Raw genomic sequence first — 25,317 nt, forward strand, 5'->3', positions numbered from 1 at the left:
TAAATGTTTGACCAAGCTGCTGTCCATTATCATGTGCATCGTATTCACTTTGGGAATCATTGTGTCGAGCCTCTCGCAGATTAATTCTGCGGTCGTTCAAGACGGCGGATTGCGCGATCGAGCTGTCCAGTGGATCGATAAAGCGATACCTTGATCATTTCATTTCTAGAAGAGAAAAGGAGAGGGCAATTATGTCAAAAATGTTTTTTATCTTTCTTGCATGCGTGATGGTTTTGGGGATTGGCGTCAGCTCTTACGGAAACGAATTGTCGCCCGCTGCCAATGATTCTGCCGAAAGCATCAACCGTTCCATTACCTCGCTTAATTACGACACGCGAAATGAAAACATCAACTTCAAGATGCAAAACGGCACGGCATATACGTCCAACTGATGCTGCACCATCATGTCTTTCTCGTCATTATTGTCATGGTAGGGAGTCTGTGCGCGTTCATCTGGAATCTGCATCCAGAAGAGCAGCTACATGAGACACAACAGGAAAGGGTGTATCGAGCTACGACGTTTATCTTTCATTAAAAGAAAAACGGTCGCCTCGGAAGAGATGGTCAAAGCTAAAGTATTTCTCGTATGTATGATAACGCTGCTTTTCGTGATTTCCGGCGTGGGAGCGTATCATTTGTACGCAATGGAGAGAGCCATTGCGCGCAGTATTTATGCAGATGTGCTTGACGATATGCAGGATATCGGCTACCTCAATCAAGCGTTGACCGACTATTATACCAATAAAATGGCTGGACTTGGCTGGGACGTTTCTACCGATGTGTTTGCGGGCAGTTGGCCGCGAGGGGAAGGAGAGCGGGCACGCAAAGAGAGAAAAGAGTCTGTCACACTCGCTATGAAAGTTACTCCGTCAACCGTGGCAAAGTGGTTGAATGCATTTGTAGAAGGAGATACAGCTTTTTCGTTTACAGGAAGCCGTCCCTCCGAATATTTTGACCCGGGGTGGTAGTCGCATGAACAAAATGATCAGTATGTTGGTGTTGCTTGTTCTCGTCTTGCCTTTGACGGTTGGAGTGCTTTTTACAGGGCCAGGCAATATCATGTCTGCTTGCCAACAGTTTTTCGGTGACTTGCTTGTGCAAGTGACGAGATTTGGTGCGACCTGATGGGACAGTTTGTTGCGGTTATTCTCAATATCATGCTGCTGTTGCTGGTGACGATTGGGTTGTTGCAGACTCATGTTGTCGTGCAGACGGAAAATGAATTGATGGAAGTCAGTGCTGCGGCGGTGAAGTACATTAGCAATCATGGAGGAAGCAATGAAGGAGCGCTTCAGGAAGAAGTGCGATCGATTATATCACGGGAGCTTGTGGAAAAGCGGTTCTCCTTGTCGGAACAGGAGATGTCTGTTCGTGTCACGCGCACTCATTCGACCGATCCTGTCTTATGGAGCCATGCAGACGAGTTTTCTCTGGTCTTGACCATTCCATATCCTGGTTTTACGTCATGGATTCCCGTGCCTGCCGATACTTTACAGGTCACACGTCAAGGGACGATTAACGTCATGGATTACGATTTGTAACGGGCTAGGGCACGTAGTCCAAGTCATAATCATCCACACAAAAAAAAGCTAAAGAAGTTAATGAAAAAAGAAAATAACAACGTAGGAGGATAATTGTACGGGCATCAATCTTTTATCTATATCAGCAATCCTGCTTTTTTTGCTGATGGGTACATATGTTGTCGATGCGGATTTGGCCATGCAGAAAAAAACAGAGGTCAAAATGCTTTTGGAGTTGGCGAATCACCACGCAACGTTTGCTGTTGACCCGGTACTCAAGACAGAGGGCGTAATTGATCTTGTAGAAGAAGAGGCAATGCAGCGGTTTGATCGCAGGATGAGCGAAAATGGCGGTTATGCGCGGCAGCAAAAAACATATGTTCCAGGGGAGCAAAGCGTGACGAACGCTCCGATTCATTTTGTGCGTCATTACGTTGATTTTCGTAACTGGCGGCAGGACTTGCATCTGTTGCTGCAATACAACGGAGAAAGCCTCGTGCCAGTGAGTGCAACTCCCGGGGCTGTCCGGCAGGGTGGCGGGCAACTGCTGATCACGGTCGTGACCGAACGCGGAGATCGTTTGCAAATGGCTCCGAAAACGATGATTGGACCGTCGCATATCATGGTGGCTTATGTGGATGAAAAGCCATTCTTGCCAATGCTTCCAGGGCATGCTTTTCCCGTCGTTTCTGTCGAAGAAGTGAAGTTTTAGCAAAATTAAAGTTTTATTAAACCTGAAAAATAACCTCCGATTTTCAGTCTGCGTGCATTATACGAACATATCCACCAAACAAACGAAAGATTAGTCAGACTTATTTACAAATTGCGAATTTGTCTGGTACTATGTAAGAAAGTGCTTAGCCAGCTTGCGATTGTAAGGAGGTAGCACTCCAAACGTCCCGCATGGCCGGCCCGTTAAGCATAGTAAAAGCGGGGTTTTCCACTTGTTTGATAAGGATACCATTTATATCGTAGGTGACGCGCAATCTTCGTCCAACAATCCGATTACGCAGCAGTTCAGCGCCTTCTTTATTGGGCTTGTCGTTGACACTACCAACGACAAAATCGTAGATGCGGCTTGTTCGTCTACGGTGCAGCTGACGTCTGATTTTGCCCGATCCATTTTTATCGGTCATTCCATCTTTGCGTCGGAGGCGATTGGGGAAGAAATTCGCTATCGATATTTTGGATCTTCGCAAAAGACATTGATTGCTGCCTTCAAGGATGCACAGAAGAAGTACAAACAGGCTGTTTCCACGAGAAGTAAAGCAGAAGTCACCAAGTGAATTGAATACACACAAGCTGCTTTATTTATTCGTATGCACGGCATACACGTAAGTAAAACCCAGCAAATGCCATGATAATCGCGCATTTGCTGGGTTTTTTGCTTATACGGAAAGGAAAGACATTTTTCCGACCGGGATGCGAACGAGCTTTTTGCCCATCAAGCTTTTTGACGGATTTTTGATTAAAGGAGGAGATTCCTTGCTATCTTTTGTCTTCCGCAGATTCATCTCCATGATCGTTACGTTGTGGCTCATTATTACCGTTACTTTTTTTCTGATGCATGCTGTGCCCGGATCTCCTTTTGAAAAAGAGGGAAAAGCGCTGAACGAGACCGTGGCGCAAAATCTCAACGCTTACTACAACTTGGATAAGCCGCTCTTTGTCCAATACGGTCTGTATTTGCAAAAGCTGGTGCAATTTGATTTGGGGCCATCTACTGCGAACAGTGCGGATACCGTCAACAAAATGATTGCTCGCGGTTTTCCGGTTTCGTTTCAACTCGGACTGATTGCTGTTCTCTTTGCGATTATTTCAGGAGTAGGGCTGGGCGTGATTGCCGCATTGCGCCACAACCGTTTGATCGATTACGCAGCGATGATCATTGCGGTTCTCGGGATATCCATACCGAGCTTCGTAGTTGCGCCTTTGCTGATCAAGTATTTGGCGGTGGAGTGGAAGCTTCTCCCGACAGCGACCTGGGGCAGCTGGCAGCACGTAGTTATGCCGGCATTGGCGCTGGCGTTTGGCCCGATTGCGATTATTGCCCGCCTGACGCGTACGAACATGTTGGAGGTATTGACGCAGGAGTATATCGAGACGGCCAAAGCAAAAGGATTAAAGCCTGCGACAATCGTGATCAAGCATGCATTGCGCAACGCCATTTTGCCTGTCGTCACCTTGCTGGGGGCGCTGATCGCCAATGTTTTGACGGGGAGCTTTGTCATTGAAAAAATCTTTGCCATTCCCGGCATGGGCAAGTATTTCGTGGCGGGCATCATCAACCGCGACTATTCCGTGATCATGGGAACTACTGTGTTCTACAGCGCCCTCTTGATTTTCTTGATGTTCGTCGTCGATGTTTTGTACGGCATTATTGATCCGCGAATCAAGCTGCATCGAAAGGAGAGCGAAGGATGATCGTTTCTGACGACTTGTTTATTCCAATGCGCAAAGACAACCTCAATTCGGAAGCGATTGTGCGACCTCAATTGACATTTTGGCAGGGAGCCTGGCAGAGACTGAAAGGGAACAAGCTTGCGTTGATGGGACTCGTCATCATTATTGTTCTCGGGGTTATGGCAACGATCGGTCCGATGATTTCAGGACATGAATACTCCAAGCAATCGATAATCATGAAAAATAAAGCGCCATCTGGGACGTACTGGTTTGGTACGGACGATTTCGGGCGCGATGTGTTCACCCGCGTATGGTACGGGGCGCGCATTTCCTTGTTCGTTGGTTTCATGGCAGCACTGATCGACTTTTTTATCGGTGTCTTGTATGGCGGTATCGCTGGGTATATGGGTGGCCGGGTCGATAACATCATGATGCGCTTCGTCGATATCCTGTATGGATTGCCCTATTTGTTGGTCGTTATTTTGCTGATGGTCGTTATGGGACCTGGGCTTGGCACGATTATCATCGCTTTGAGCGCGACTGGCTGGATCGGGATGGCCCGTACCGTGCGCGGTCAGGTGCTTCAGATGAAAAACTCGGAGTATGTGCTGGCGGCAAAAACGATGGGAGCGAAGCCTTTTTACATCATTCGCAAACACCTTTTGCCGAATACAATAGGCATCATTATTGTCTATGTCACTTTGTCTGTCCCATCCGCGATCTTTGGGGAAGCGTTCCTCAGCTTTCTCGGCTTGGGCGTGCAGGCTCCGATGGCGAGTTGGGGCGTGATGGCCAATGACGGACTCTCGACGATTTTGTCAGGGCATTGGTGGAGGCTCTTTTTCCCGGCTTTCTTCATTTCATTGACGATGCTTGCGTTCAACGTGCTCGGTGATGGATTGCGCGATGCGTTCGATCCTAAGGCAAGGAGGTAGACGGCATGGACAAAACGGAAAAATTGCTGGAGGTAAGCGGTCTGCGTGTCACGTTCAAGACGCACGGCGGGGAAGTGAATGCGGTTCGTGATGTGAGCTTTTCCATGAACAAAGGGGAGACGCTTGCCATCGTCGGAGAGTCTGGCTGTGGCAAAAGCGTTACGGCCAAGAGCATCATGCGGCTGATACCGGAGCATATCGGAAAAATTGCTGGTGGCAGCGTCATGTTCAAAGGCAAAGATTTGGCAAAGCTGCCGGAAAAAGAAATGCGCGAGATACGCGGAAAAGAAATCTCCATGATCTTTCAGGATGCGATGACCTCGCTCAATCCGACCATTTCCATCGGCGAGCAGATCATGGAAGGAATCATTCGCCATCAAAAAGTCGGCAAGAGCGAAGCGCGGCGGCAAGCTGTCGAGATTTTGACGCTGGTGGGGATCGCCAACCCGGAAAGCCGTCTGAAGCAGTACCTGCATCAATTCAGCGGCGGGATGCGCCAGCGGATCATGATTGCCATAGCGCTTGTCTGTAGACCTTCTATTCTCATTGCGGATGAGCCTACGACCGCGCTCGACGTGACCATCCAGGCGCAAATCATTGACCTGTTCAAAAGCATTCAGCAAAAAACAGGTGTATCTATCATCATCATTACGCATGATCTGGGCGTAGTCGCCAAAATCGCGGATCGAGTCAACGTCATGTACGCGGGAAAAGTGGTCGAGTCTGGACCTGTGCAAGATATTTTCTACAATCCACAGCATCCGTACACAAAAGGACTGCTTGCTTCCATGCCGCGGCTGGACGCGGATCGCTCCATACCGCTCAGCCCAATTCCAGGAACGCCGCCCGATTTGTTTGCGCCGCCGCTCGGCTGTGCGTTTGCTGCTCGTTGCGACTATGCGCTGGAAGTTTGCCGGAATTATCAGCCAGCCGAGTCGAATGTCCACGGCAAGCACTCGGTATCCTGTTGGCTGCAAGATCCGCGAGCGAAAAAAATGCTGGCCGCCATGCAGGCTCCTACAGGAACCTAACGGGCACAGCTACAGGCATGGGTGCATGGGCAAAAGAGTTGGTCATCTGGTGTAAAAGAGGGTGTCGTCTATCGGCGCTATCCTTTTACGACATATAAAAAAATCATAAGGGGGAAGAAACAGTGAAAAAACTATCGACTATTTTGCTTTCCGCTTCGCTTGCTGTTTCCATGTTCGTAACCGGGTGTAGTTCGGGTCAAGCGCCAGCAAACAATGAATCGGCACCACCGGCGACCAACAACCAGCAGACTCCTGCACCGGGAGATCAGGCAGCCAAGCTTTTGCTTTTGAACAACATCAAGGAGCCTACCTCGCTCGACCCGCCAGTCGGCTTTGACGAGCCATCCTACAACATTTTGAACAACTTGATGGAAGGTTTGACGCGACTGGATGAGAACCAGAAGCCTCAGCCTGCGGCAGCTTCCGAGTGGAAAGTTTCCGAGGATGGCAAGACGTATACGTTCACCTTGCGCGATAACAAATGGAGCAACGGCGAGCCGGTAAAGGCGCAAGACTTTGAATACGCCTGGAAACGCATGCTCGACCCGGCGCTGGCATCTCCAGCTGCCTTCCTCGCTTTCATTATCGAAGGGGCCGAAGCGTACAACAGCGGAAAAGGTCCTGTAGACGGTGTGAAAGTAAAAGCGTTGGATGACAAGACACTGGAAGTTGTTTTGGCACAGCCAGCTTCCTGGACATTGCTTCTCGCTTCTAACCCGGCGTTCTTCCCGGTTCACAAGGCGACGGTGGAAAAAGATCCAAAATGGGCTGCCGAAGCGAGCACTTTTGTGGGCAACGGGCCGTTCAAGCTGACCGAGTGGAAGCATGACAGCGAACTGAAAATGATGAAAAGCGAGAACTACTGGGATGCGGCAAACGTAACGTTGCCGGGCGCTGTCTGGAAAATGATCGATGATGAAAATACCGAGTACCAAATGTTCACGAATGAAGAGCTGCACAGAACCACAACCGTTCCGGCGGATATGGCTGACCAGTTGTTCAAAGATGGCAAAGTATACGTAAAAGATGGCGCAGGCACAGAGTTCTACCGTTTCAACGTGACAAAAGAGCCGTTTGACAACGTCAACATTCGCAAAGCGTTCAGCCTGGCAATTGATCGTCAAACATTGGTAGACCTCGTGTTGATGCGCCAGCAAAAACCGGGAACCGGATTCGTTTCCTTCGGCTTGCCAGACGCCAACGGTTCGGGCGATTTCCGTCAAGTGGGCGGAGACTTGGTGAAGTTCGATGCCGCTGAAGCGAAAAAGCTGCTGGAGCAAGGAATGAAGGAAAAAGGCTATACTCAGTTGCCAGAAGTAACGCTCACTTACCGCAGCGGAACAGCCAACGAAAAAACAGCTCAAGCAGCGCAAGAAATGTGGAAGCAAAATCTGGGCGTAGATGTGAAGCTGCAAAAAGTAGAAGGAAAAGTTTTGACCGATATGCAAAAACAGCTGCAATATCAAATTGCCCGTTCCTCCTGGTTGCCTGACTTTGGAGATGCGATCAACTTCCTGGACATCTTCCAGTCGAAGAACGGCAGCAACCGCACTGGATGGGGCAATCCTGAATACGACAAGCTGATTGAAGGCGCGTACAAAGAGCCAGACGATGCCAAACGTTTGCAAATGCTGCACGACGCCGAGAAAATCTTGCTGAACGAAGCGCCAGTAGCGCCGCTGTACTTCTACAACACATCGCTGCTCACCAGCGACAAAGTCAGCGGAATCCAAAGCTCGTCGCTCAGCTATACCGATTTGCGAAAAGCAGTCGTGAAGTAAAACATGCTTGCCGGGAGAAGTCATTTCAGGCGGATGAAATGACTCTCCCCCTTTTTTGCCGAATGTTTTAATAGTGCTATAATTTAGTTTGATTCAACGAAAAAATAGATAAAGCAAGCATGCGTGCTAGAAAAGATGGAGGAAAACATGATTATTCAAGCCATCGAAGTGAAGAGAATCTCTGTACCTTTGAAAAAGCCTTTTAAAACAGCTTTGCGCACGGTGAACAGTCTGGAATCTGTCTTGGTGAAAATCACTTGCGACAACGGAATGGTAGGGTGGGGAGAGGCTTCTGCTACTGTCGTCATTACCGGCGACAGCATCGAAAGCATCGAATCCGCCATCATGAACACGATGAAGCCGCAATTGATCGGCCTGAATTTGCTTGCTTACGAACGAGTATTTCAAACTTTGCATCAATCGATGGTAGGGAATACAAGCGCGAAGGCAGCAGTTGATATTGCGCTGTACGATTTGATTTCCCAACGGGCGGGAATGCCGCTGTACCAGTTTCTCGGAGGCTATCGCGACCAGTTGGAAACGGACTATACCGTCAGCGTCAATTCGCCAAAAGAGATGGGCGAAGATGCGGCTGCTTATTTGAACCAAGGCTTTAACGTTTTGAAAATCAAGGTGGGTAAGGACAACATCGAGGATGATATTTTGCGCATCCAGGAGATTCGCAAATCCGTGGGCAATCAGGTGAAAATTCGTCTTGATGCCAACCAGGGATGGAATGTGAAAGAAGCGGTTCAATCCATTCGCAAAATGGAGGACATGGGGCTTGGCATCGAACTGATTGAACAGCCTGTAAAAGCTCACGATCTGGAAGGCTTGAAGCGGGTTACGGATTCGGTGGATACGCCGATCATGGCTGACGAAAGTGTATTTTCGCCGGCGCAGGCGTTGCAAGTTTTGCAAAACCGGGCAGCTGACATGATTAACATCAAGCTGATGAAGGCGGGCGGCATTTTCAAAGCGCAATTGATCAACCAATTGGCCGAAGAACACGGTATTCCATGCATGGTTGGCAGCATGATCGAATCGCGGTTGGCTGTTTCGGCGGCAGCGCATTTTGCAGCCAGCAAGAAAAATATTACCCGCTTTGACTTCGACGCACCGCTCATGCTTCTGCATGATGGCATCGATGGTGCTGTGACTTACGATGGCCGTGTGATGACGATGCCGGATGCGCCGGGGCTGGGCATTCGTTCGATCCGTTTGTGGGAAGGGGAAGAGTGAAAATGAAACCAGCAATCGTCTCCGTGTCCGTCGCAACTGTATGGACGAAGCCCGAATCTCCCCGTGACATCGACCAGGCGGCTCTCGCTGTTCCGGTTGATGCGCGCGGTTGGCTTGATTCGCTGACCGTTGAGGAAAAGCTCGGCTTTTATGACAACAACGCGATCCAGACGCAAGTTTTGTTCGGCACTCGCGTAGAAGTAGTGGAAGAGCAGGGCGATTGGGCGCACATTTTGATTCCTGACCAGACGACCAGCAAAAACGAAACGGGCTATCCCGGTTGGGTGCCGTCGCGCCAGCTTAGTCCGTGGTCTGCCGCCTTTGCTGTGCAGGATGGACAAAATTTGGCGATGGTTACAGCGGCGTTTACCCATTTGCATTCCACAGAGCAGGAGCCGGGGATCGAGCTTGCTTTCTTGACGAAGCTGCCGCTCGTAGAAGACGGTTCCGAGTGGGTGAAAGTAGCAGTGCCGAACGGCGAAGCTCTTTTGCCAAAAGCGGATGTCGCCATTGTGCGGGCAAACGAGCCGATCGAACTGACCGGAAATCGCGGCGAGGCCATTGTGGAATCGGGCAAGCGCTTCCTCGATCTGCATTATTTGTGGGGCGGCATGTCGTCATATGGATATGACTGCTCCGGCTTTGCCTACAATATGCACCGCTCTGTCGGCATTCAAATTCCGCGCGATGCTTCTGATCAGGCCAGAGCCGGGGAATTGATTGAAAAAGCCGATTTGCTTCCGGGTGACCTGCTGTTTTTTGCCTATGAAGAAGGAAGAGGCAGAGTCCATCACGTCGGCATTTATATCGGCAACGGGGAAATGATCCATTCACCGGATTCGCGAAGCGCCATCGAGATCGTCAAGCTCGACAGCTACAAGCTGAAAAAGGAACATGCGATCTCCAGACGATACTGGTAAAAGGATAACGGGGAGGAGTAGCCAGATGGAAAGAAAAAAGCTGGTCCAGGTAAGAAACCTGACAAAAACCTTTGCGCTTGGCAAAGGGCTCTCACTGAAGGCGGCTGACGACGTCTCCTTTGACATTTACGAAGGGGAGACGTTTGGACTGGTAGGCGAATCTGGCTGCGGAAAATCAACGACTGGCCGTACGATTATCGGCTTGTATCAACCGACCTCCGGCGAGGTGCTGTTTGACGGGCTAAACGTGCACAAAGCTTCTGCTGCCGATCGAGGCAAGATTACGAAAAACATTCAGATGATTTTTCAGGACCCGTACGCGTCGCTGAATCCGCGGATGAATATCGCCGAAATCATCGGAGAAGGTCTGCAATTGAACGGGCTTTACAAGGGGAAAGAGCGGATGAAGCGGGTCGTCGAGCTGCTGGAGATGGTGGGCCTGCAAAAGGAGCATGCGAACCGTTTTCCGCATGAGTTCAGCGGCGGGCAGCGCCAGCGGATCGGGATTGCCCGCGCACTTGCCGTCAATCCGAAGTTCGTTATCGCAGATGAGCCGATTTCGGCCCTCGATGTATCGGTTCAGGCACAGGTTGTGAATTTGATGAAAAATTTGCAGCGGGAGCAAAACTTGACGTATTTGTTTATCGCCCACGATCTTGCCATGGTTAAACATATCAGCGACAGGATCGGTGTGATGTACCTGGGCAACATGGTAGAAATGAGTACGAGCGAAAAGTTGTATGAGTCTCCCAAGCATCCGTATACGCAGGCGTTGCTGTCGGCTATTCCTGTTCCCGATCCAGACCTGGAGAAAAACCGCGAGCGGAAGATTATCGAAGGCGACGTGCCCAGTCCGATCAATCCGCCCAGCGGCTGTGTGTTCCGTACGCGTTGCCCTGTCGCGACAGAGGTTTGCGCCCAGAAAAAGCCTGTGTGGCAAGAAGTGGACACCAACCATTTTGCTGCCTGTCATCTTTATCAGTAAAGTACAGACTCCTTTTACACTATTCGACATGATTCTTCAGCCGTCCCGCATTCAGGGATGGCTTTTTTGTCGACCAGGCTCGCCTCTATATTAAGGAAGGTTTACAAACAACGCATAAAGGGGAGAACTGTTAATATTCTGTAAACTGGCAGGAATCAAACAAGTTTTGTCGAAATACGGTTACAGTAAACAACTTCGTAAACTCGCCTAACTTCATCGTGAACTCCCATTCCAGAGAAGTGAGGGTTGCATATGACTTTGAGTACCTCCTCATTCCATTCCACTCCCAGTCGTTGGCGGGAAGTAGAAACACAGCTGGGGATCGTGGTGCCCAGATCGCTTCGGTCTGACACGTCCGCCTTGCTGTTTTTGGAAAGCGTCGCTGCAACACCCATGTTGGACAAAGAAGAAGAGTTGGCTTGCCTGGTTCGCTATCAGAAGCATGGCGACATGGAGGCACGTGAAACGATTGTTCGCGCCTATTTGCGCTACGTTGTCAGTACAGCCTTGCGCCATTTGAGAAGAGGCATGCCGTTCCTGGACCTGATTCAGGAAGGTACGATTGGTTTGTTTACCGCCATAGACAAATTTGATGTGGGACGCGGCGTACGTCTCTATCATTACTCGCACTGGTGGATTTCCCAGGCGATCACCCGCGCAATCAATGACAAAGGTGCGTTGATTCGCATTCCTGTCCACATGCATGAGCAAATTCGCCAGTATCAAAAGCAAGTGTTGCATCTGATTCACGCGTTGAACCGGACGCCGGATCGACACGAAATTGCCGGACTGCTCGACATTCCACTGGAAAAGGTCGATGCAATCGAGCAGGCGTTGATGATGAAAATGGAGTCGATTGATGCCGAACTGGACAGCGAAAAATGGCTGGCGGAGCATGAGGACGAGTGTCTGAGCTACGCTGAAATCATGGACGATGGACTGTCCTCGCTGGATGACTGGATTGAAAAGGTGGACTTGCGCTCCCAGATGCATGCAGCGCTGGAGCGGCTTAGCCCGCGGGCACAAGAGATTATCTCCATGCGCTACGGTCTGTATGATGACCATGTGTACACGCTGGAGGAAGTAGGCAAAATGTTTGGCCTGACCCGCGAACGAATCCGCCAGATTGAAGCGACGACGATTGACCGATTGCGAACGCAAAAAGCGTCGAAAGTTCTGAAAGACTATCTGACTTGATGTCATTACCGACCCCTTCTACTACTGGAAGGGGTTTTGCTTTTGCGATCGTCTGCAAGTGTTCGTTTAGTCAGTGGAAAGCGCGTACGTCTGGCTTCTTGTGGTAAACTGATAAAGACCATTTGAACATTGGATGCAAGAAGGAGGATCGCCAGATGAGCGATTATTTGATAAGAGCAACCGGATTTGACGGACACGTACGTGCTTTTGCTGCACGGACGACAGATATTGTGGAAGAAGTGCGCCGCCGCCACGATATGTGGAACACGGCAACGGCAGCGACAGGACGTACTTTGACCGTCTCTCTGATGATGGGAGCCATGTTAAAAGGAAACGAGAGCCTCTCTGTCAAAATAAAAGGGGGAGGTCCGATTGGGCAGATCGTCGCTGAGGCCAATGCCGATGGCGAAGGGATTGCCTACGCTACCAACCCGCAAGTGCACTTCGAGCTGAATGAAAAAGGCAAGCTGGATGTAGCGCGTGCCGTTGGAACGGAAGGCTTTGTGTACGTGACAAAAGATTTGGGACTGAAAGAGCCTTATCAAGGCAGCTCGCCGATTGTCTCAGGTGAAATCGGGGAAGATCTCACTTACTATTTTGTCGTGTCCGAGCAAACGCCGTCAGCGGTAGGCGTAGGTGTGCTGGTAAACCCGGATGACCGCTCCGTCTTGGCGGCTGGCGGCTTTATTCTTCAGCTTTTGCCGAACACGCCTGAAGAGGTCGTGGCAAAAATCGAAGAACGCTTGGGACAGCTGCCGCAAGTTTCCCGCATGATTGGCGAGGGCTTGTCGCCGGAGGAAATTTTGGCGCGCGTATTGGACGAGCCTAAGTATCTGAGCCGCACAGACATTGTATTCCACTGCAAGTGCAACGAGGACAAGGTGGTTCAGGCTCTGATCAGCATGGGACGCGAAGAGATGGAGAGTCTTCTTGAAGAGCAAGGCGAAGCGGAAGTTCACTGTCATTTTTGCAATGAACGTTATCACTATGACAGAGCCGCGTTAGAGAACATCATGAAAGACATGTAAGGACAATCGCGCGGCGTCAACTAAGGGAGAGGATGGCATGACCAATGTAAAAGGGTTGTGGGCATTCATTGGGGCGCTCGTGTTGCTGTTGCTTGCCGTGACCTGGGCCTGGTTCCAGTCGTCAGGCAAGCTGCAGCCTGCGGCTATCGTCGGAGATGTGAAAATCAGTGAAGCCGAGTATGTATCGGCGCTCAAACAGAAGTTCGGGGAGCAGGTTCTGAACGATCTCATCAATCGGGAGGTCGTTTTTCAGGAGGCGAAGCGCTTGGGTGTCAGCGCCGATCCGAAACAGGTTGAGCAGGAACTGGAACAAATTCGCGACAGCTATGGCAGCCGTACGGACAGCGAGTTTCAGCAAGCGCTGCAAAAGCAGGCTGGAACGAGCCTTGATGCGGTGAAGCGGGAGATTACTTATCAAATTTTGCTGCAAACATTGGCTACCAAAGATATCTCGGTTAGTGACGACGAAGTGATGAAAGTATATGAAAGCCGGGCAGATCGGTATACGCGCCCGATGCAGGTGCGACTGTATCAAATTGCTGTTGCATCCCAAAAAGAAGCGGAGCAGGTAGCGGCCGAATTAAAGCAGGGGGCTAATTTCCAGACTCTCGCCAAGGAACGCTCGATCGACCAAAAAACGGCGACCACAGGCGGAGATTTGGGGTGGGTATCCCTGCGCGACCCGAAGCTGCCTGATGAAGCGTGGAACGAAATAGAAAGCTTGAAGGCAAAAGACAATAGCCGAGCAGTCAAAACCGGGGATCAATACGTCATCTATCACCTGGAGCAGAAGCGGGATGCGACACAGAGAACTTTTGCCGAGGTAAAAGAGGAATTGCGCCGGGAAATTGCCTTTGCGCAAGTGGAATCTCTCGATGTGGTTTTGGAGCGGATGCGCGAGTCCGTAGGTGTTCAGATTTCTGGGCAAATGCCTCATTGACCAAATGGGCGACCGTTGATATAATTATGACAATAAATCCTAGCGTTTTACTCGGCTTATTAATATAAGGGGGCAGGACATATGCGCGTGGCTAATTCCATTACTGATTTGATTGGATTTACTCCGCTTGTGAAGCTGAATCGTGTTGTCACCGAAGATATCGCAGATGTTTACTTGAAGCTTGAGTTTTTCAACCCGGGAAGCAGCGTGAAAGATCGGATCGCGCTTGCGATGATTGAGGCAGCCGAAGCGGATGGCAGCCTGAAGCCAGGGGATACGATCATTGAACCGACGAGCGGAAATACAGGAATCGGCCTGGCGATGGTCGCTGCTGCAAAAGGCTATCGCGCCATTCTGGTCATGCCGGAGACGATGAGTATTGAGCGCCGCAACTTGCTGCGCGCGTATGGTGCGGAACTGGTGCTCACTCCAGGTGCCGAAGGAATGGGCGGAGCGATTCGCAAAGCGGAAGAGCTTGCAAAAGAAGACAGCACCTACTTTATTCCGCAACAATTCAAAAACAAAGCCAACCCTGCTGTGCACCGCGATACGACAGCGCGTGAGCTGTTGGAGCAGGCAAAGGAAATTGGCGGCGTTGATGCTTTTATTTCCGGGATCGGAACAGGCGGAACGATCACAGGTGTCGGTCAAGTATTGCGCGAGCACTACCCAGACGTGCGGATCGTTGCCGTAGAGCCGGCAGCATCCCCAGTATTGTCCGGCGGCAAGCCAGGACCGCACAAAATTCAAGGAATCGGAGCAGGCTTTGTTCCGGAAATTCTTGATACGCAAATTTACGACGAAATCATCAAGGTAGAGAACGAGGAAGCTTTTGAAACAGCTCGCCAAGTAGCTCGCAAGGAAGGCATCCTCGGCGGCATTTCTTCGGGGGCAGCGATCCATGCGGCTTTGCAAGTAGCTGCCAAGCTGGGCAAAGGCAAAAAAGTCATCGCCATCATCCCATCCAACGGCGAACGCTACCTGTCTACTCCTCTGTACCAATTCGAGGATTGATTGGCAAAAAATACGGGAGGCCACGGTATGCCATTTTGGCTGCGTGGTCTTTTCTTTTTGCCTGGGACGACTATATAATGAACGGATAAATAGTGAAAAAACCGGAGCGTGAAGCGAAATTGATGTTCCCTACCTTTGCCCAGTGCCAGTCGTACGCATTGACATATCCTTTTGTTCCTCTTGCTCTTCGCGGTAAATGGTCTTCCGAAATCGATCCTTGGCAGGTGCTGACTGCCTTGCAGCCGTCCATGCAGGATGCTGTTCTTTTGGAAAGCGGCCGAGTGGGAAGGTACACGTTTTTGGCTTATCAGCCTGTAGCTACCTTGCGCAGTCAGCGAGGGGAAACGATCGCTGTCTACCCCGATGGTCAGGTAGAAAATGTGGAAGCGGACCAACCGCTTGATGCATTGCGAAAATTGCTTGCCCGCTATCGCACGCCAGTCGTTCCAGATATGCCTGATTTTTCCGGTGGGGCAGTGGGGTATCTCAGCTATGATATGAACCGCTTTTTTGAGCCTACGCTTCCCGAGATCGCAACGGACGACTTACAGTTGCCAGACCTGTATGTTATGATAATGCAAGACCTTGTTGTCTTTGATCATCAGACGCGAGAGATCGTCTGTCTGACTCATTTGTCTGCAAAAGAGTTGAGCGAAGAGACTTATCGCCAAGCGGAGGAACGCCTTGCAAAAAGGCTGAATTCACTGGAAAATCTTGTGGCGAAGACGGATACCGAAGACTGGGAGCAATTGCGCAAAAGACCGCTGGTTCATGAGACGCCAGCAGCGGTGTCTTTTGCCAAAGATCAGTTCGAGGATGCCGTCCGTCGGGTTCAGGAGTATATCGCCCAAGGCGACGTTTTCCAGGTGAACCTGTCTGTGCGGCAAAGCAAACCAATGCAGGTGACGGCGCCGGATGTGTATCAGGTGCTGCGCAAGCTGAATCCGTCTCCTTACATGGGCTACCTCAGCTTCCCGGAGTTTCAGCTGGTCAGCGCTTCCCCTGAGCTGTTGGTGAAGGTAAAGGGCGGGGAAGTTCATACACGCCCGATCGCAGGGACGCGTCCGCGCGGGCAAACCGATGAGCAGGATGAGGCATTGGCGCGTGAGCTGATCGACAACGAAAAGGAGCGCGCAGAGCACGTGATGCTGGTCGATTTGGAACGCAATGACCTGGGCCGCGTCTGTCGTTTTGGCAGCGTGGAGGTCAGCGAGTTCATGGTCGTGGAGAAATACTCGCACGTGATGCATATCGTCTCCCATGTAAAAGGAGAGCTGGCCCAGGGCAAAGATGCTTTCGATGCGGTAGCGGCCACTTTTCCGGGCGGAACGATTACCGGAGCGCCAAAAGTTCGGACGATGGAAATCATCGAGGAGCTGGAGCCGGTCAAACGTGGCGTGTACACAGGATCAATCGGCTGGTTTGGCTTTAACGGCGATGTAGAGGTCAATATTGCCATCCGGACGATGGTCGTCAAGGATGGAATGGCTCATGTGCAGGCAGGAGCAGGCATTGTGATCGACTCTGTCCCCGAGGCGGAGTACGCCGAGTCTTTGAAAAAGGCAGAAGCGTTGTGGAAGGCCCTAGAGATTAGCGAGCAGAGAACGATGAGTTGAGAGGAGATGAGAGTAAGATGATTTTAATGATCGATAACTATGATTCCTTTACGTACAACCTGGTGCAGTATGTAGGTGAGCTTGGCGAAGAGCTGCAAGTGTACCGCAACGACAAAATCACGCTGGAAGAAATCGAGCGGCTGGCTCCCGATTACTTGATGATCTCGCCTGGCCCGTGCACGCCAAACGAAGCGGGGATCAGCATGGAGGCCATTCGCCACTTTGCGGGGAAAATCCCGATTTTGGGAGTGTGCCTGGGACACCAGTCGATTGGACAAGTGTTTGGAGCAAAAGTCATTCGCGCCGAACGGTTGATGCACGGCAAAACGTCTGAGGTCATTCACGACGGGCAGACGATTTTTCAGGGCATTCCTTCCCCTTTTACAGCGGCACGTTATCACTCCTTGATTGTGGAGGAAGCGTCCATCCCGAGTGAGCTGGAAATTACGGCGCGAACCGCTGAAGGCGAGATCATGGCATTGCGCCATCGGGAATATCCGATTGAGGGCGTGCAGTTCCACCCCGAATCGATTATTACCGAGCACGGCAAACAGTTGCTGCAAAACTTCCTCACCACCTACGCCCGCCATACGACAGGATCATGAATGCATACACGACAAAAATCGCCTGATTTCAGGCGGTTTTTTCATTTACAGACTCTTTATACAGCGTTTACTCTCTCTCGACATTCGGCTTGTACAATGAAGCGAAAGATGGCGAAAAAGGAGAGAGTGAAATGGATGTAAATCGTCGACAGTTTTTGACTTATCTAGGAGCAGGTACAGCAGCACTGGCATCGATGGCAACCGGAATCCCTGCCTTGGCAGCAGGCAGTACCTTGTCTGGAAAAACAGCCGATCATCTGTTTGGTCTCGAAACAAAAAACCACCATTTCAACCCGAAGTTCAAGGAAATCCATCCGACAACGAAAGACGATGTCGTCCTGCCAGAGGGATTCAAGTACGATGTGATCGCTTCCTATGGAGACAAGATCAACGCGGCTGGCGACACTTTTGGCTTCAACAATGACTTCACCTGTTTTCTGCCCATCGAGGGCAAATCAGACCATGGACTGCTTTGGGTAAATCACGAATATTTAGGTGAGTTGGAATATTACGTGAACGGATACGATTACTTGAAAGCGGACGCAGAAGACAACAAGCGCACTCCCGAGCAAATCAAAAAGTATTTGTACGCGCTGGGCGGCTCTGTCATCGAAATCAAAAAGGAACAAGGCAAGTGGAAGCTGGTTGCGGACTCCAAGTACGGCCGTCGTGTCAGCGGGCTGACCAAACACGTACTGACAGGGCCGGCAGCTTCGATCGCCAAAGAAGTAACCGGGACGTTTGCCAACTGCTCTGGCGGCGTGACACTGTGGAATACAGTTCTTTCCTGTGAGGAAAACTACATGGACGTCGTAGGCGATTGCAAGCTGCCTGAGGCAAACCATTATGGCTGGGTTATTGAAGTAGATCCGTTTGATCCGAAGTCGACTCCGAAAAAGCATACAGCGCTCGGCCGCTTCTCCCACGAGAATACTGCCATGGTGCTGGCGCCATCAGGTCAACTGGTCGTATACATGGGCGATGATGCCAAAGACCAGTACGTGTACAAATACGTTTCCAAAGCGAAGTTCGATCCGAAGGCGGGGAAAGGCAATTCCCGGCTGCTGGAGGAAGGGACGCTTTATGTCGCCAACTTTGGCAAAGGCAAATGGGTCGCGCTGGATTTGGCCACCAATGACGCTTTGAAAAAAGCCGTGAATGCGGAAGGCAAGCCGCTGTTTGCTTCCCAGGCTGACGTTTTGGTCAATTGCCGCGAAGCTTCCAAAGCGGTTGGGGCTACTCCGATGGATCGCCCTGAAGATCTGGAAGTCCATCCGATTGACGGTTCCGTGTTCATCGCCCTGACGAACAACGACAAGCATGGCAACTTCTACGGGCAAATCGTGCGTTTGTTCGAAAAAGACAACAACCATGCAGGCGGCGAGTTCACGTTTGAGATTTTTGCCGCAGGCGGCCCGCAAAGCGGTTTTGCTGCGCCGGACAACATGGCGTTTGACAGCGCAGGCAACCTGTGGGTCGTTACGGACATCTCTTCTTCCTCCATGAACAGCGGGATTTACAAATCGTTTGGGAACAACGGGGTATTTTTCATTCCGACTACGGGCAACAACAAAGGACAGGCTGCACAGTTTGCCTCTGCTCCGGTAGGCGCGGAAATGACAGGGCCTTGGTTTACGCCTGATGAAACAACGCTGTTTTTGTCGGTACAGCATCCGGGCGAAAACCTCAAGGACTACAGCCAGCCAACCAGCCATTGGCCAAAAGGCGGAAATGCAGCAGCTTTGCCGAGCGTGATTGCCATTACTGGTTTCTAGGACAAGGAGTGTAGCGCACCATGCTATCGAGCATCGGGATTCCTGGACTGATCTTGATTTTGATCATCGCACTGATCGTTTTCGGGCCGAGCAAGCTGCCGGAGATCGGTCGCGCTTTTGGTCGTACGCTGACGGAGTTTAAAACGGCTGCCAGAGATTTGACCAAGGACGACGATGAAGGCAAAGACAAAGGCGCGGTCGGAGAAGAAGCGGTAAAACGAAGCAACTAATTCCGGCGTGGGAAAAGGCGGTGCGTTCATTGGGCGCACTGCCTTTTTGCAGCGCAGCGCGTAAGGAGGAGAGCTTGTGAATCAGGAGATGCCTGTTTTGGAGCATCTGAGTGATCTGCGCCGCAGACTGCTGATCGTGGCTGCGACACTGGTCATCGGCATGATCATCTGTTTTTTGTTTATCGATCACATTTACCTGGCGTTGTCGAATCATTCCGGCGAAAAACTGGCTATCCTCGGCCCAGGTGATATTTTGTCAATCTATGTAAAGTTGTCTGCGGTTGGCGCGGTAGCTGTCACAATTCCTGTGGCTGCCTATCAGACGTGGCGATTCGTCGTTCCGGCATTGGAGGAGCGGGAGAGAAAAGTGGCGCTGATGTACATCCCGGCGCTGTTTCTGTTGTTCTTGTTCGGGCTGTCCTTTGCCTACTTTGTCTTGTTTCCGATGATGTATCAATTCGTGCTGGGGCTGTCAAACGGGAATTTTGAACTGGTGATTACGGCAAATGACTACTTTAGCTTTATGTTGAATTTGTGCCTGCCGTTTGGACTTTTGTTTGAGCTGCCTGTGGTCGTGCTGTTTTTGAGCCATCTGGGCATTTTGAATCCGCATCGATTGGCCAAAATGCGCAAGCCTGCCTACCTGGTGCTGGCGATCATTTCGATTACGATTACTCCGCCCGACTTTTTGTCCGATATTATGGTGATTGTTCCATTGATCGTTTTGTACGAAATCTCGATCACAATCTCGCGCTTTGTTCATGGCAAGCGTGCTTCCGAATCTGCGCTCTCCCCGGAAAATATGGTATGATGCTCTCGACAATAGTATCGGGAGAGTGCGCAGATGCACATTTATGCAAACGGGACAATTTGTCCGGCTCATGAGGCGAGTGTATCGATTTTGGATCACGGTTTTTTGTATGGTATCGGTCTGTTTGAAACGTTGCGCGTATACGATGGCAAACTGTTTCTGTGGGACGACCATTTTGCCCGGCTGAGTTCCGGGCTTTTGGCGTTGCAAATCAAGCTTGTCTGGTCAAAAGAAGAGCTGGCGGATGCCATCAGGCAAACCGTCGAAGCGAACGGACTGAGGGACGCGTATGTACGTCTCAGCGTCACGGCGGGGCCGGAAGGGGTAGGGTTGGTAGCTGGCGGCTACGAGCGCCCATCTTTGTTTGTATTTGCCAAGCCGGTTGCCGCGCTTGAGGTGCCGCCCAAGCCGAAGCGTCTCCAGACGTTGGCATTGCCGCGCCAGACGGCGGAGGGGCACCAGCGGTTTAAATCGCACAACTACCTCAACAACGCATTGGCTCGCCAGGAGCTGGGGGCGCGCACGGATACGGAAGGGCTGTTTTTGACGCACGACGGTTTTCTCGCGGAAGGCATCGTCAGCAATCTTTTCTGGGTCAGGGACGGGCATCTGTTCACCCCTTCTCTGGATACGGGCATTCTCGATGGGGTGACTCGCCGCCATGTTTTGCGCTTGGCCGAGCAATTGGCGATCCCGACAGCAGAAGGACGGTATCGGCTGGAAGACCTGCTTGCGGCGGATGAAGTATTTACGACCAACTCTGTGCAGGAAATCGTGCCTGTGCTGGAGGTGGACGGGACTTTCGTTCCAGCGGTCTACGGGAAATACACGAACGAACTGCACCTCGCCTACCGTCAGTCTGTAGCGACCCTCATGTAAATTATGGTATGCTACTAATCAACATGCGAAGACGGAAAAAGGGAGTAGGTCCATGAAGTACAATCCATTTCGAATCCATGCGGCAACCGTCGACGAAATGATTGCGGAGCTTGCCGATCGGGGCGTTTTTGGCCATTTGGCTGAACAGTTGGCTGAGTGGCGAGCAGGTTTGATGATCCATGTGGAAAACATGAGCGGCGAGCTTGCCGAACAAGTGCGGCAGGTCATGCTCGCGACCGGGGCCGAGGCGGTTGTTTCTGGGCAACCGGGTACGATTGAGCGAAAACGGATGCTTTTGCTCGCGGGCCACAAGCAGTTGGAGCAGGCCCTGCAACAGCTGGAAAAAAGCGCTGGCGAGTCTGGCGCGGTGGCGGCAGAGGTACGGGAGATTTTGGCGCTGCCGTCTCGCCTTCGAGCCAGACGAAAGCTGGACTGCGGACAGTACACACTTCCGCTTGGCGAGCGCACATTGGTGATGGGGATTTTGAATGTAACGCCCGACTCCTTTTCCGACGGCGGCCGTTTTGTGGATGTGGAGCAAGCTTTGTCGCAGGCGCGCGCCATGGTGGAGGCAGGGGCGGATGTCATTGACATCGGCGGCGAATCGACACGCCCGGGAGCGATGCCTGTAGAAGAGGCTGAGGAGCTGGATCGGGTGCTGCCTGTCATTCGGCTTTTGACAAAGGAGCTGTCGGTTCCTCTTTCGATTGATACATACAAGGCGGCGGTAGCGGAGCGCGCACTGGACGCTGGGGCGCATATCATCAACGACGTTTGGGGAGCAAAGCGCGATCCGCGCATGGCCGAAGTAGCTGCGAAGAGCGGCGTGCCAATCATTTTGATGCACAACCGCCCTGACACCGACTACCAGCACTTTTTCTCCGATTATGTCAGAGATTTGCGAGAATCCGTACAGATTGCCTTGCGCGCGGGTGTGCGTGAGGAACAGATTATTCTCGATCCGGGGATCGGCTTTGTCAAAACGGTCGAGCAAAACCTCGAAACCATGCGCAGACTCGATGATCTGGTTGCTCTCGGTTATCCGGTTCTGCTCGCGACCTCGCGCAAGCGGATGATCGGACATGTCCTCGACTTGCCAGTAGAAGAACGGGTAGAGGGCACGGCAGCGACTGTTGCCCTGGGCGTAGCCAAAGGCTGCCATATGGTTCGGGTGCACGATGTAAAAGAGATGAAACGGGTCACCAAGATGATGGATGCGATGATGAAGGGGGGCATTTAATGATGGACAAAATTTATTTTAATGGCATGTCGTTTTATGGCTATCATGGTGTCTTTGGCGCAGAAGCCGAGCTGGGTCAGCGTTTTTATGTCGATTTGGAGCTTCTTGTCGACTTGTCGCAGGCAGGGGCGAGCGATGATCTGCAGCATACCGTCAATTACGCCGATATTTTTACTTGTGTGCAAAAAATTGTCGAGGGCGAACGGTTCAATCTGGTTGAGAAGCTGACTGCTGTAATTGCCGAGCAGCTTTTGACGACTTTTCCGTTGCAAGAAGCCAAAGTAAAGGTGACCAAGCCCAATCCTCCGATCAACGGCCACTATGAGTCGGTTGCCATTGAAATGACGCGCAGAAGAGAGGATTTTGCTTCATGAGTGTGGTAGCGTATCTGGGGCTTGGATCAAACCAGGGCCATCGTGCGGAAAATTTGCGTCAGGCGATCCAGAAGCTGAACGAACAGCCGGGAATCCGGGTTTTGCGCGCATCAGCCGTTTATGAGACAGAGCCGTTCGGCTACGTCGAGCAAGAGGCGTTTTTGAACATGGCTGTGGCGATAGAGACAGACCTTTCTCCCGAGCAGCTATTGGATGCGGCTTTGTCGGTAGAGCGCGTTCTGGGTCGCGTTCGAACCATTCGTTGGGGGCCGCGTACGATTGATATTGACCTCCTTTTGTATGGCACCTCCAGTGTGTCGCTGGAGCATCTGGTTATCCCGCACCCTGGTTTGAGCGAGCGCGCTTTTGTGCTGGTTCCGTTGCGAGACATTTGGGAGGGCGATGCTTTGCCTGGTTACAGCCAGACCATTGACCATTATCTTTCCTTATTGGCAGAAGATCACAAGGGGGTACGAGAGTGGGGAGCAATCAACTGGGAAATCGGATCAGATCCTTTCGGAAGTTAAAAGGGTATACACAGCAGTCCCTTTCGGAAAAGCTGGGAGTGTCGCTGTCGTTCGTCGGATCGCTGGAGCGGGGGACTCGCACGCCGACAGAACCTGTACTGCGCAAGATCGCCAGCACTTTACAGGTCGACTATGAAGAATTATGTGCTATAAAATAAAGGATAGGCAGTTTGGATGAGTCTCACCTCTCCAAGACCCCGCATATCGGGAATAGGAGGTCGAAATAGATGAAAATCGGAAATATTGAACTGAAAAATAACGTGGTTCTCGCCCCGATGGCAGGTGTTTGCAACCCTGCTTTTCGTTTGATTGCGAAAGAATTTGGGACGGGGCTTGTCTGTGCGGAGATGGTCAGCGACAAAGGCATCGTGCACGGCAATAAAAAGACCATCGACATGCTGTATGTCGACGAACGCGAGAAACCGCTGAGCTTGCAGATTTTTGGCGGTGACAAGGAAACGCTCGTTCCAGCGGCGAAGTATGTAGATCAACATACGAACGCAGACATTATCGACATCAACATGGGGTGTCCTGTTCCGAAAATTACGAGCTGTGATGCAGGTGCTCGCCTGTTGCTCGACCCGGACAAAATTTACGAGGTAGTATCGGCTGTTGTCGATGCTGTCGAAAAGCCGGTTACGGTCAAAATGCGACTGGGCTGGGATGAAGAGCACTTGTATGTCCTGGAAAACGCCAAGGCGGTTGAGCGTGCAGGCGGCAAAGCCATCGCCGTCCACGGTCGGACTCGCGTGCAAATGTACAAGGGTCAGGCGGACTGGAGCTGGATCGGACGAGTGAAGGAAGCTGTTTCCATTCCAGTTATCGGCAACGGTGATGTGGCGACACCAGAGGACGCTCGCCGCATGCTCGATACGACGGGTTGCGACGGCGTCATGATCGGACGCGCTGCACTCGGCAATCCGTGGATGCTGTACCGAACCATCCAGTACCTGACGACAGGAGAACTGGTTGCGGAGCCGTCCGTGCGTGAAAAAATCGACATCTGTTTGTTGCACGCGGAGCGTTTGATTGCATTGAAGGGGCCGCGAGTAGGTGTGCTGGAAATGCGCAAACACGCAGCATGGTATTTGAAGGGGCTGCGCGGATCGACCCATACGAAAAACCTGGTAAACTCTGTGGAGACGGAAGAAGAGCTTCGTCGGGTTTTGACTGACTATGTCGACTGGGTGGAGAACTATGATGGAGACCTTGAAGAGCCTTTGGAATCGACTCGTGACGAGGCGGTCAGTTACTAAACTGGTTGTTTATTCCAGACATTGACAAGGGTTCCTTCATATCCTATAATACTCCGTAATATTGGGAGCCAAGCTGCCAGTCAACTCTGGCAGCTTTACCTTTGAACCCTCAAAGTTGGTTGTGTTCTGCTGTATATTGTATAGAACAACTACATATAATCCTTTGTACTTTACCCAGTACAAATGGAATCATTTTTTAATAACGGGGGAATTGAACCATGTCTGAAAAAGAAGTTTTCCTGACACCAGAAGGTTTAACAAAGCTGGAGCAAGAGCTTGAAGATTTGAAAACGGTTAAACGAAAAGAAGTAGCAGCAAGGATTAAAGAAGCGATCAGCTTTGGAGATATCAGTGAGAACTCTGAATACGAAGAAGCAAAGAATGAGCAGGCGTTCATTGAAGGCCGCATTCTGACGCTGGAAAAAATGCTGCGCAAGGCTACGATCATCACGAATGATGACGTGGACACAGGCGTAGTAAGCGTAGGTTCCAGAGTAAAGCTGAAAGACCTGGAGTTTGGCGACATCGTGGACTACACGATTGTAGGTTCGGCTGAATCCGACCCGATGAACAACAAGATTTCCAATGAATCTCCTGTAGGTCAAGCGCTTTTGGGCAAATCCAAAGGTGCTGTGGTAGACGTGAACGTACCAGCAGGCGTGATCCAGTACGAGATTCTCGATATTAACCTGTAAGCAGTTTATCCATGGCGTACCTTATGTGAGGTACGCCGTATCACTATTTTAGTGCCCTGTACAATACTGTTAAATCAGGCATTTTTTAGAGGAGTGAACAAAAATGGCAAACGAGCAAGACCTACAGCAGGAAGATCAGCAACAGGAAGGGCTGCACGAGCTTCTTCAAGTGCGCCACGACAAAATGAATCAAATTCGCGAGTGGGGCTTCGATCCATTTGGGAAAAAGTTCGAGCAAACCCACCACGCTGCTGATATTGTGAAGGCATTTGGCGACAAGACCAAGGAAGAACTGGAAGCCGAAGAAAACGTC

At 51.1% G+C, this 25,317-nt stretch carries 31 protein-coding genes (1 of these 31 cut by a window edge); all 31 read left to right on the top strand.

From position 1 onward, the window contains the following. Nucleotides 1–7: 7 nt before the first annotated feature. Complete coding sequence (locus tag NST23_RS01035; protein WP_167470396.1) at nucleotides 8–154, top strand: hypothetical protein; 147 nt, start codon at nucleotides 8–10, stop codon at nucleotides 152–154. 37 nt (nucleotides 155–191) lie between these two features. Next, entirely contained in the window at nucleotides 192–392 is a 201-nt protein-coding gene (locus NST23_RS01040) for a hypothetical protein (protein WP_005831465.1), read from the top strand. Nucleotides 393–644: 252 nt separating this feature from the next. Further along, nucleotides 645–968, top strand: coding sequence for a hypothetical protein (locus NST23_RS01045; RefSeq protein WP_254223497.1), 324 nt, complete (start codon nucleotides 645–647; stop codon nucleotides 966–968). A gap of 4 nt (nucleotides 969–972) precedes the next feature. Continuing rightward, nucleotides 973–1,125, top strand: coding sequence for a hypothetical protein (locus NST23_RS01050; protein WP_167470395.1), 153 nt, complete (start codon nucleotides 973–975; stop codon nucleotides 1,123–1,125). Further along, entirely contained in the window at nucleotides 1,125–1,541 is a 417-nt protein-coding gene (locus tag NST23_RS01055) for a hypothetical protein (protein WP_217023429.1), read from the top strand. The genes NST23_RS01050 and NST23_RS01055 overlap by 1 nt, the downstream gene beginning before the upstream one ends. 178 nt (nucleotides 1,542–1,719) lie before the next feature. Continuing rightward, nucleotides 1,720–2,232: a hypothetical protein gene (locus tag NST23_RS01060; protein WP_254223494.1), complete on the top strand. Its 513-nt coding sequence runs from the start codon at nucleotides 1,720–1,722 to the stop codon at nucleotides 2,230–2,232. A 232-nt stretch (nucleotides 2,233–2,464) separates the two neighbouring features. Next, nucleotides 2,465–2,806: a DUF3870 domain-containing protein gene (locus NST23_RS01065; RefSeq protein WP_063227500.1), complete on the top strand. Its 342-nt coding sequence runs from the start codon at nucleotides 2,465–2,467 to the stop codon at nucleotides 2,804–2,806. A gap of 199 nt (nucleotides 2,807–3,005) precedes the next feature. After that, nucleotides 3,006–3,944, top strand: a complete 939-nt coding sequence (locus tag NST23_RS01070) for an ABC transporter permease (RefSeq protein ID WP_063227499.1) — start codon at nucleotides 3,006–3,008, stop codon at nucleotides 3,942–3,944. 26 nt (nucleotides 3,945–3,970) lie between these two features. Next, nucleotides 3,971–4,858: an ABC transporter permease gene (locus tag NST23_RS01075; RefSeq protein ID WP_370641100.1), complete on the top strand. Its 888-nt coding sequence runs from the start codon at nucleotides 3,971–3,973 to the stop codon at nucleotides 4,856–4,858. 5 nt (nucleotides 4,859–4,863) lie between these two features. Then, the gene (locus tag NST23_RS01080) at nucleotides 4,864–5,889 is read left to right on the top strand and encodes an ABC transporter ATP-binding protein (protein ID WP_122966741.1); all 1,026 of its coding nucleotides are present in this window, start codon (nucleotides 4,864–4,866) and stop codon (nucleotides 5,887–5,889) included. A gap of 122 nt (nucleotides 5,890–6,011) precedes the next feature. After that, the gene (locus NST23_RS01085; protein WP_122966740.1) at nucleotides 6,012–7,670 is read left to right on the top strand and encodes a peptide ABC transporter substrate-binding protein; all 1,659 of its coding nucleotides are present in this window, start codon (nucleotides 6,012–6,014) and stop codon (nucleotides 7,668–7,670) included. Nucleotides 7,671–7,817: 147 nt separating this feature from the next. After that, nucleotides 7,818–8,912, top strand: a complete 1,095-nt coding sequence (locus NST23_RS01090; RefSeq protein ID WP_122966739.1) for a dipeptide epimerase — start codon at nucleotides 7,818–7,820, stop codon at nucleotides 8,910–8,912. 2 nt (nucleotides 8,913–8,914) lie between these two features. Beyond that, entirely contained in the window at nucleotides 8,915–9,832 is a 918-nt protein-coding gene (locus NST23_RS01095) for a C40 family peptidase (RefSeq protein ID WP_122966738.1), read from the top strand. A 25-nt stretch (nucleotides 9,833–9,857) separates the two neighbouring features. Further along, complete coding sequence (locus NST23_RS01100; RefSeq protein ID WP_122966737.1) at nucleotides 9,858–10,817, top strand: ABC transporter ATP-binding protein; 960 nt, start codon at nucleotides 9,858–9,860, stop codon at nucleotides 10,815–10,817. Between the two features lie 252 nt (nucleotides 10,818–11,069). Further along, nucleotides 11,070–12,014, top strand: coding sequence for a sigma-70 family RNA polymerase sigma factor (locus NST23_RS01105; protein ID WP_122966736.1), 945 nt, complete (start codon nucleotides 11,070–11,072; stop codon nucleotides 12,012–12,014). A 155-nt stretch (nucleotides 12,015–12,169) separates the two neighbouring features. After that, nucleotides 12,170–13,042, top strand: coding sequence for an Hsp33 family molecular chaperone HslO (hslO, locus tag NST23_RS01110; protein ID WP_122966735.1), 873 nt, complete (start codon nucleotides 12,170–12,172; stop codon nucleotides 13,040–13,042). A 37-nt stretch (nucleotides 13,043–13,079) separates the two neighbouring features. Next, a complete protein-coding gene (locus NST23_RS01115) occupies nucleotides 13,080–13,982 on the top strand; it encodes a peptidyl-prolyl cis-trans isomerase (RefSeq protein WP_173598163.1) in 903 nt (300 codons plus the stop codon). A gap of 81 nt (nucleotides 13,983–14,063) precedes the next feature. Continuing rightward, nucleotides 14,064–14,996 carry a cysteine synthase A gene (gene cysK / locus NST23_RS01120; RefSeq protein WP_122966733.1) on the top strand — a complete coding sequence of 311 codons (933 nt, stop codon included), beginning with the start codon at nucleotides 14,064–14,066 and terminating at the stop codon, nucleotides 14,994–14,996. Between the two features lie 122 nt (nucleotides 14,997–15,118). Continuing rightward, on the top strand, nucleotides 15,119–16,612 hold the full coding sequence (locus NST23_RS01125; protein WP_340965158.1) for an anthranilate synthase component I family protein: 1,494 nt from the start codon (nucleotides 15,119–15,121) through the stop codon (nucleotides 16,610–16,612). A 17-nt stretch (nucleotides 16,613–16,629) separates the two neighbouring features. After that, nucleotides 16,630–17,217 carry an aminodeoxychorismate/anthranilate synthase component II gene (gene pabA / locus NST23_RS01130; RefSeq protein ID WP_280649334.1) on the top strand — a complete coding sequence of 196 codons (588 nt, stop codon included), beginning with the start codon at nucleotides 16,630–16,632 and terminating at the stop codon, nucleotides 17,215–17,217. A gap of 131 nt (nucleotides 17,218–17,348) precedes the next feature. Then, entirely contained in the window at nucleotides 17,349–18,992 is a 1,644-nt protein-coding gene (locus tag NST23_RS01135; protein WP_242773227.1) for a PhoX family protein, read from the top strand. Nucleotides 18,993–19,012: 20 nt separating this feature from the next. Continuing rightward, nucleotides 19,013–19,222 (top strand): twin-arginine translocase TatA/TatE family subunit, encoded by a 210-nt coding sequence (tatA, locus tag NST23_RS01140; RefSeq protein ID WP_173598161.1) that lies wholly within the window; start codon nucleotides 19,013–19,015, stop codon nucleotides 19,220–19,222. Nucleotides 19,223–19,298: 76 nt separating this feature from the next. Then, complete coding sequence (gene tatC, locus NST23_RS01145) at nucleotides 19,299–20,033, top strand: twin-arginine translocase subunit TatC (protein ID WP_340962976.1); 735 nt, start codon at nucleotides 19,299–19,301, stop codon at nucleotides 20,031–20,033. Between the two features lie 33 nt (nucleotides 20,034–20,066). Beyond that, the gene (pabC, locus tag NST23_RS01150) at nucleotides 20,067–20,912 is read left to right on the top strand and encodes an aminodeoxychorismate lyase (RefSeq protein ID WP_242773207.1); all 846 of its coding nucleotides are present in this window, start codon (nucleotides 20,067–20,069) and stop codon (nucleotides 20,910–20,912) included. Nucleotides 20,913–20,964: 52 nt separating this feature from the next. Then, nucleotides 20,965–22,152 (top strand): dihydropteroate synthase, encoded by a 1,188-nt coding sequence (gene folP, locus NST23_RS01155; protein ID WP_445662483.1) that lies wholly within the window; start codon nucleotides 20,965–20,967, stop codon nucleotides 22,150–22,152. Between the two features lie 2 nt (nucleotides 22,153–22,154). Beyond that, nucleotides 22,155–22,526 carry a dihydroneopterin aldolase gene (gene folB / locus NST23_RS01160; RefSeq protein ID WP_063227483.1) on the top strand — a complete coding sequence of 124 codons (372 nt, stop codon included), beginning with the start codon at nucleotides 22,155–22,157 and terminating at the stop codon, nucleotides 22,524–22,526. Beyond that, nucleotides 22,523–23,053 carry a 2-amino-4-hydroxy-6-hydroxymethyldihydropteridine diphosphokinase gene (folK, locus tag NST23_RS01165; protein ID WP_173598158.1) on the top strand — a complete coding sequence of 177 codons (531 nt, stop codon included), beginning with the start codon at nucleotides 22,523–22,525 and terminating at the stop codon, nucleotides 23,051–23,053. Before folB ends, folK begins: the two co-directional genes overlap by 4 nt. Next, entirely contained in the window at nucleotides 23,005–23,211 is a 207-nt protein-coding gene (locus tag NST23_RS01170; RefSeq protein ID WP_083955635.1) for a helix-turn-helix domain-containing protein, read from the top strand. The genes folK and NST23_RS01170 overlap by 49 nt, the downstream gene beginning before the upstream one ends. A 69-nt stretch (nucleotides 23,212–23,280) precedes the next feature. Beyond that, the gene (gene dusB / locus NST23_RS01175; protein WP_122966726.1) at nucleotides 23,281–24,309 is read left to right on the top strand and encodes a tRNA dihydrouridine synthase DusB; all 1,029 of its coding nucleotides are present in this window, start codon (nucleotides 23,281–23,283) and stop codon (nucleotides 24,307–24,309) included. A 218-nt stretch (nucleotides 24,310–24,527) separates the two neighbouring features. Continuing rightward, nucleotides 24,528–25,004: a transcription elongation factor GreA gene (gene greA / locus NST23_RS01180; RefSeq protein ID WP_063227480.1), complete on the top strand. Its 477-nt coding sequence runs from the start codon at nucleotides 24,528–24,530 to the stop codon at nucleotides 25,002–25,004. A gap of 103 nt (nucleotides 25,005–25,107) precedes the next feature. After that, nucleotides 25,108–25,317, top strand: partial view of a lysine--tRNA ligase gene (gene lysS, locus NST23_RS01185; protein ID WP_122966725.1) — the 5' end (the start) only. It continues 1,311 nt past the right edge of the window; the window shows 210 of its 1,521 coding nt (coding positions 1–210); the start codon lies at nucleotides 25,108–25,110; the stop codon falls past the right edge of the window.

The organism is Brevibacillus sp. FSL K6-0770 (assembly GCF_038000275.1).
Lineage (GTDB): Bacteria > Bacillota > Bacilli > Brevibacillales > Brevibacillaceae > Brevibacillus > Brevibacillus parabrevis.

Coding starts and splice junctions, on each gene's coding strand:
- NST23_RS01040 (WP_005831465.1), top strand. CDS start 192: ATGTCAAAAATGTTTTTTATCTTTCTTGCATGCGTGATGGTTTTGGGG.
- NST23_RS01045 (WP_254223497.1), top strand. CDS start 645: ATGGAGAGAGCCATTGCGCGCAGTATTTATGCAGATGTGCTTGACGAT.
- NST23_RS01050 (WP_167470395.1), top strand. CDS start 973: ATGAACAAAATGATCAGTATGTTGGTGTTGCTTGTTCTCGTCTTGCCT.
- NST23_RS01055 (WP_217023429.1), top strand. CDS start 1,125: ATGGGACAGTTTGTTGCGGTTATTCTCAATATCATGCTGCTGTTGCTG.
- NST23_RS01060 (WP_254223494.1), top strand. CDS start 1,720: ATGCAGAAAAAAACAGAGGTCAAAATGCTTTTGGAGTTGGCGAATCAC.
- NST23_RS01075 (WP_370641100.1), top strand. CDS start 3,971: ATGCGCAAAGACAACCTCAATTCGGAAGCGATTGTGCGACCTCAATTG.
- NST23_RS01080 (WP_122966741.1), top strand. CDS start 4,864: ATGGACAAAACGGAAAAATTGCTGGAGGTAAGCGGTCTGCGTGTCACG.
- NST23_RS01090 (WP_122966739.1), top strand. CDS start 7,818: ATGATTATTCAAGCCATCGAAGTGAAGAGAATCTCTGTACCTTTGAAA.
- NST23_RS01095 (WP_122966738.1), top strand. CDS start 8,915: ATGAAACCAGCAATCGTCTCCGTGTCCGTCGCAACTGTATGGACGAAG.
- NST23_RS01100 (WP_122966737.1), top strand. CDS start 9,858: ATGGAAAGAAAAAAGCTGGTCCAGGTAAGAAACCTGACAAAAACCTTT.
- NST23_RS01105 (WP_122966736.1), top strand. CDS start 11,070: ATGACTTTGAGTACCTCCTCATTCCATTCCACTCCCAGTCGTTGGCGG.
- hslO (WP_122966735.1), top strand. CDS start 12,170: ATGAGCGATTATTTGATAAGAGCAACCGGATTTGACGGACACGTACGT.
- NST23_RS01115 (WP_173598163.1), top strand. CDS start 13,080: ATGACCAATGTAAAAGGGTTGTGGGCATTCATTGGGGCGCTCGTGTTG.
- cysK (WP_122966733.1), top strand. CDS start 14,064: ATGCGCGTGGCTAATTCCATTACTGATTTGATTGGATTTACTCCGCTT.
- NST23_RS01125 (WP_340965158.1), top strand. CDS start 15,119: ATGTTCCCTACCTTTGCCCAGTGCCAGTCGTACGCATTGACATATCCT.
- pabA (WP_280649334.1), top strand. CDS start 16,630: ATGATTTTAATGATCGATAACTATGATTCCTTTACGTACAACCTGGTG.
- NST23_RS01135 (WP_242773227.1), top strand. CDS start 17,349: ATGGATGTAAATCGTCGACAGTTTTTGACTTATCTAGGAGCAGGTACA.
- tatA (WP_173598161.1), top strand. CDS start 19,013: ATGCTATCGAGCATCGGGATTCCTGGACTGATCTTGATTTTGATCATC.
- pabC (WP_242773207.1), top strand. CDS start 20,067: ATGCACATTTATGCAAACGGGACAATTTGTCCGGCTCATGAGGCGAGT.
- folP (WP_445662483.1), top strand. CDS start 20,965: ATGAAGTACAATCCATTTCGAATCCATGCGGCAACCGTCGACGAAATG.
- folB (WP_063227483.1), top strand. CDS start 22,155: ATGGACAAAATTTATTTTAATGGCATGTCGTTTTATGGCTATCATGGT.
- folK (WP_173598158.1), top strand. CDS start 22,523: ATGAGTGTGGTAGCGTATCTGGGGCTTGGATCAAACCAGGGCCATCGT.
- dusB (WP_122966726.1), top strand. CDS start 23,281: ATGAAAATCGGAAATATTGAACTGAAAAATAACGTGGTTCTCGCCCCG.
- greA (WP_063227480.1), top strand. CDS start 24,528: ATGTCTGAAAAAGAAGTTTTCCTGACACCAGAAGGTTTAACAAAGCTG.